4 protein-coding genes are annotated in these 6017 nt (G+C 26.0%); 2 read left to right on the top strand and 2 right to left on the bottom strand.

The features are described 5' to 3' along the window. The first annotated feature begins 241 nt into the window (after positions 1 to 241). Positions 242 to 3259 (top strand): DEAD/DEAH box helicase, encoded by a 3018-nt coding sequence (locus tag EPJ72_RS09460; protein ID WP_147731921.1) that lies wholly within the window; start codon positions 242 to 244, stop codon positions 3257 to 3259. Between the two features lie 123 nt (positions 3260 to 3382). On the opposite strand, the gene EPJ72_RS09455 is transcribed toward EPJ72_RS09460, so the two are convergent. Then, positions 3383 to 4060: a hypothetical protein gene (locus EPJ72_RS09455; RefSeq protein WP_147731920.1), complete on the bottom strand. Its 678-nt coding sequence runs from the start codon at positions 4058 to 4060 to the stop codon at positions 3383 to 3385. Positions 4061 to 4093: 33 nt separating this feature from the next. Further along, complete coding sequence (locus EPJ72_RS09450) at positions 4094 to 4276, bottom strand: hypothetical protein (protein WP_147731919.1); 183 nt, start codon at positions 4274 to 4276, stop codon at positions 4094 to 4096. A 647-nt stretch (positions 4277 to 4923) separates the two neighbouring features. Between EPJ72_RS09450 and EPJ72_RS09445 the strand changes: the two genes are divergently transcribed. Further along, complete coding sequence (locus EPJ72_RS09445) at positions 4924 to 5859, top strand: integrase core domain-containing protein (RefSeq protein ID WP_147731918.1); 936 nt, start codon at positions 4924 to 4926, stop codon at positions 5857 to 5859. The last annotated feature ends 158 nt before the right edge of the window (positions 5860 to 6017 follow it).

Genomic DNA, 6017 nt, shown 5'->3' with positions numbered 1-6017 from the left:
TTTAAATTCTGTGCTATAATCTTTTTTCATAGTAGTATCCTTTATTTATTTTCTATATCAAAATATTATAACAAGGATACTGCTTTTTTTATACTAAAAAATGTCCAATATCTCACACTCCTAAACATAATAATAAATCATAGAACTTGACTTTTTTTATAATTCTATTATGATGAATAATCAATATTCTAATGTATATAAAAATAGTATTATAAGCTGTATTTAAGGATAAAACTAAAAAATGGCAGGAAAATTAAAAAAGAAAGATATTAAAGAAAATAATGAAAAGTCTGATACCCTTTTAGATTATAGCAACAATGAAGAAGATAATACTAATTTTAACATAAAAGATGTAAAAATAATAAATGATGAAAGGCAAAATTGGCTCTACTATACGCGTGCACCTCTAATGGATAACTATAGAGATAACCTTTATAGAGAATATTTCAGCATATCAGTATTATTATCATTACGCGGTGATGGAAATGAAAAGAGCTTGGGGCTTTCACTAAAACTTATAGATATAGAAAAAAAAAGACAGTTAAGAATTGTAGAACTTGAGAGTTTTTTATTTTCTTGCGTTACTGGTGATAAACAAAAAATAGAAGATGAAGAATATAAAATAGAATTAGAAGATTTTAGCAGAGGCGAAGCTAAACTAATAAGGTTTTTAAACAACTTATATGCCGATGCTTTACAAAATCAAGAAAACGGTAAATTATGGTTTAAAGATTATAATGCTTATCAATGTTTAACTATACTTAAAGAAGTAGCAAATATAAGATTAGAAAGCAAAGTTATAACATTCAGCGATGAAGTATTAAATATTATCATAGAAACATACTACAATGAAAACAAAGATTTAATATTAGATATAAATATAAAAGATGTAGAGCTTAACAAGGTTTATACATTTGGAGAGAATTGTGATTATATACTCTACAAAGATATTTTTTATGAAACTAATCCGTCATACCCAAAGATTAAAAAGAACATATTTAAAAAACCTATAACTGTTAATAGAGCATATATTAAAGATTTTTGTTCGAGGGTGCTTCCAAACTTAAAAAAAGATTTCCATATCGAACTTCCAGAAAACATAAAAGAAAATGAAATATTAGCATTTCCTGCACAGGCATTATTATTTTTGGACTATGATGGAAGCAATGTATTTTCCACTATAAAATTTAAATATGGTTCTTTTACTGTTGACCCTTATACTAATAAATTCACAAGCAGCAATATGTTTGATAATGAAGTAAATGAAATATATAGAGATAAAGAAAAAGAGGAATATTTCTGCAATACTTTATCTAAATATTTGGATAAGGTTGGAGATTATACTTTTGCTTCATCAAATGATGAGAAAATATTTTATTTATGCTATAAAATTTTACCAATGCTTCAGGATAAAGGCTGGACTTGTTTTTACAGTGAATCTTTTAAGTCCCTTAAATTAAATGTAAAACCTCTCAAAATGAAAGTATCTCTCACTAAAGACATTAACTTCTTTGAGATTAATTTTTCATTTGAAGGAGTTAAAGAGATACACGATTTATCAGATATTATAAGAGCTGTAAAAGTAGAAAACAAAGAATATATAAGGCTTCAAAACGGTTCATTTGTACCGATAGATTTAGAGGTTATTGATTATATAGCTAAAATGCTTAAAGATAACCCTATAGAAAATGATGAAGATAATAGATATTTACTTCCAATGTTTAGTGCTCCATACTTTGCAGATATGCTTGAAAAACATAGCGGTATAGAATTAGATTTAGATGATAGTGCAATAGAGACAATATCAAATATAAAAAGAGTTGATTATGATGAAGAGCCTCCAAAAAACATAGTAGGAGAGTTTAGAAATTATCAGCTTATAGGATATAAATGGCTTAGAAAACTTGCAGACATGTCATTAAACGGAATACTTGCAGATGATATGGGGCTTGGAAAAAGTTTTCAGACTATAGCCACAATCTTAAAAGAAAAAGAAAACGGAGAGAAACTTACTTCTTTAATAATAGCACCAACTTCATGCGTTGCAAACTGGTATTATGAAATAAAAAAGTTTGCCCCATCCCTTGAAGCAATAGTTTTAACAGGAAGCTTAAAATCAAGAATGAAGAAGATTAGGGCTGTAAGCAATTATGATGTAGCTATAATATCCTACTCTACTTTAAGAAGAGATGTAAAAGCACTTAGCGAAAATGAGTTTAATTATGTGATACTCGACGAAGCACAGCATATAAAAAACGCCAATACACAAAATGCAAAAACTGTAAAAAGTTTAAAATCATTAAAAAGACTCGCATTAAGCGGTACGCCTATAGAAAACAGCATAAGCGAAATGTGGTCTATGTTTGATTTTTTAATGCCAGGTTTTTTGGGCAAACATAAAGACTTTATTGAAGATTATGAAGCTCCTATTTTATCAGGCTTAGAAACTTCAAACGAGGCTTTGGATAATCTTAAAACAAGAATAGCACCGTTTATATTAAGAAGACTTAAAACTGATGTACTTAAAGATTTACCTCCGAAACACACGGTTGTAAATTACTGCGATTTAACTAAAGACCAAAAAGAGCTTTATATGTCAATACTTGAAGCTGCTAGAATAGAGATATTTGAAACGGTAAAAAGGAAAGGTTTTGCACAATCACATATAGAAATATTTTCAGCTCTCACAAGGCTAAGACAAGTTTGCTGCCACCCAAGACTTATGCATCATGACTTAAGAGGCGACAGTCATACAAGCGGCAAGTTTAATATGTTTATAGAGATGATTAGAGAGGCTATATCAGGCGGGCATAGTGTATTAGTATTTAGCTCTTTTACAAGAATGCTTAACATTATGAGAGATGCCTTTAACAAACTCAATATAAATTATCTTTATTTGGACGGCACCACAAAAAATAGAATGGATTTAGTGCATAGATTTAATGCAGGAGAAGCTCCTATATTTTTGCTTAGTTTAAAAGCAGCAGGCACAGGACTCACACTCACACAGGCAGACACAGTTATACATTATGATTTATGGTGGAATCCTGCAGTTGAAGACCAAGCAACCGACAGAGCATATAGAATAGGTCAAAAAAGAGTGGTAACCAATTATAAATTAGTAACAAGAGGCACAATAGAAGAGAAGATTTTAGAGCTTCAAAACAAAAAAAGAGTGCTTATAGATACAGTAGTAGGCGATTCAATGGGCGACATTAATAAACTAAGCTGGGACGAAGTGAAGAATCTTATTGATTAGAAAATAATGAAACAAGAATTGTATTTATTAATACAATTCCTGTCTTTATATAAAAATTATTGCAAATAGTATTCGAATATTCTATTGGTAAAAACTAAAATTTGGTATCTGAATATTATATTATTAATTCTCAACTATATTTATTAATTTTTTTAATTCTTTTGAAAGTATATCTCTATTCATTATACTGCTTCTAAATCTATTATATCCTATAATATACATATTATCCAATTTTGTAGAAATTATATGACTATTTTCAACTTTTTTTATATTTTTATTTTCTATTTTATATATTTGATTGATTGTATTAAATACATATTTTCCTTCACAAATTAATATTTTAGGTTTAATATTTTCTGTAAATATTTTAGTGTAATTATGAAATTTACTATAATATTCAATTCCTGTAATATTATAGAGATTAGTAAATAATTTTTTTATATCTTTTTGCTTATCAGTTCCTATATAATATAAATTAGTTTTAAAAGCATTTTCTAATAAATCAATCCTTCCTATACTCTCAAATAATTTTATATTTTGTATTGCAAACTTATAACGATATTTCATATAATCTATTTTATCTAAAGGTTCAAATCTTTTAGCCCTTATACCTTCCCATTTTAAATTACCAGAACCTGTATTAATCCCTAAAAACATTATAGTTGGATTTAATACTAATGGGCTAAAATATATTTGCATTCCTGTATATAACTCATCAACTAATTTATTAGTTTTACAAATTTCTAAAATTTCATTATCAAGTTCTTTTACTTCATTTTGTATTTTATTTAATATTTCCATTTAAATTACTCCCATCTTATTAAAAAAATAAAATTAATGTCTCCTTCTTCTTTTAGGATTAAGTGTACTATATCTATTAATTACAGAAGGTAATACTATAATTATAGATTTTGAAACTTTAGCAAAACCATACAACTTTTCTAATAATTTACTTTCTTTTGGTAAAACTATCGATGAAACTGATAACGCAATTAATATCAGAGCTAATATTGTCATTAAACTCATATACAAATATTGATTATGTATAAAAATAAAGAATAAATAAAGCCCCTATGAAAAATAAAACAAAAAACATTATATACATACCCCAAAATATTTTAATTCTTTGAAAAAACTCTTTCATAATTTTTCTCCTCTTTTATTATTTATTTTTTATATTGAATTTATTAATTAGTCGTTTATATAAACATATAACTTATTCCTTTAGTAGAAATATAATTATTAAAATAATAATATATAGCCATTGTTATAATTTTTTTATATTGTAAATATACAAGTATTTTTATTTTCATACTTGATAAAAAGTTATACATCATTGCATATATTATTATATAAAAATTTATATTTAATATTTTAGATATTACTACTCTATAAAAATATGTATCTTTTTTTAGATTATATGAATTGAAAATAAATTGGAAAAGTATATTAAAGTATACTATCTGCGATGCGATGAAGCTAATAACATATAATGATCTCCAAGACTATATATCGAATATATTATAGATAAAAAATTAATTTTGTCAACATAATTTTATAAATTTATGTTTAGGAGTGTGAGATATTGGACATTTTTTAGTATAAAAAAAGCAGTATCCTTGTTATAATATTTTTGAACAAAAAACAAATAAAAGGATACTACTATGAAAAAAGATTATAGCACAGAATTTAAATTATCTATAGTGGATGAAGCATTAGAAGCTAAAAATATTAAAAGATTTTTAAAGATACAAGAAATATCTAAATCCACTTTTTATACTTGGCTTAAGAAATATAAAGACACTGGAACTGTCGCTAATTTTAGCACTAAGCCAAAAACTTCTCCAAACATCTTTAATAATCAAGAAGCTATTAATTTAATTATTGAACTCTATACTAAAGAATATCGAGGTAAGCATTATATTAAAGCATATCTAAATCGTGAAGGCATTAGAATAGGTGTTACAGCTATAGAGAATGTACTAAAAAGAAATAATCTTTGGAGATATAAAACAAAAAAGAAAAAGAAGCGATATGATAAGCGTAAATTTGTCTCTAAAATACAAAAAGAAGGCAAAATAGTTCAAATAGACACTAAATATATCAAATTAGGCAGAAAAACAGTTTATCAATTCACTGCTGTAGATTTAGCTACTCGTTATAGTTGGAGAGAAATCTATGAAGATAAAACACCTTATAGTGCTTTATCTTTCTTAAAATATGTCTTAAAAACTTCACCTTTTAAGATACAAGCTATACAAACAGACAATGGATTAGAATATACTTATCGCTGTATTAATACTTCTAAAATAAATATTTTTGATGAATACTGCTTAAAAAATAAATTAGAGAGAAGATATATTCCTATAGCAACACCGAGATACAATGGCGTAGTAGAAAGAGTACACGGCATAGACGAAAAAGAATTCTATTCACGATTAAATAAAAATATCACAGTAGAATTATTGAGAGAAAAATTAAAAGAATATACACATTTTTATAACAATCAAAGATTGATTTCTTCGTTAGGGTATATTACAATCAAAGAAAGAATCAAAAATATTATAGCAAGTAAAAGTACAATATCTATGGCTCCATGACAATTTTATAAATTTATTGTTTAGGAGTATGAGATATTGGACATTTTTTAGTATAAAAAAAGCAGTATCCTTGTTATAATATTTTGAACATAAAACAAATAAAAAGGATGCTACTATGAAAAGAGATTATAGCACAGAATTTAAATTATTTATAGTGG

It is taken from the genome of Brachyspira pilosicoli (assembly GCF_008016535.1).
Lineage (GTDB): Bacteria > Spirochaetota > Brachyspiria > Brachyspirales > Brachyspiraceae > Brachyspira > Brachyspira pilosicoli_A.
The sequence above is the reverse complement of the archived record's forward strand: the minus strand, read 5'-3'. Positions and strand labels throughout refer to the sequence as shown.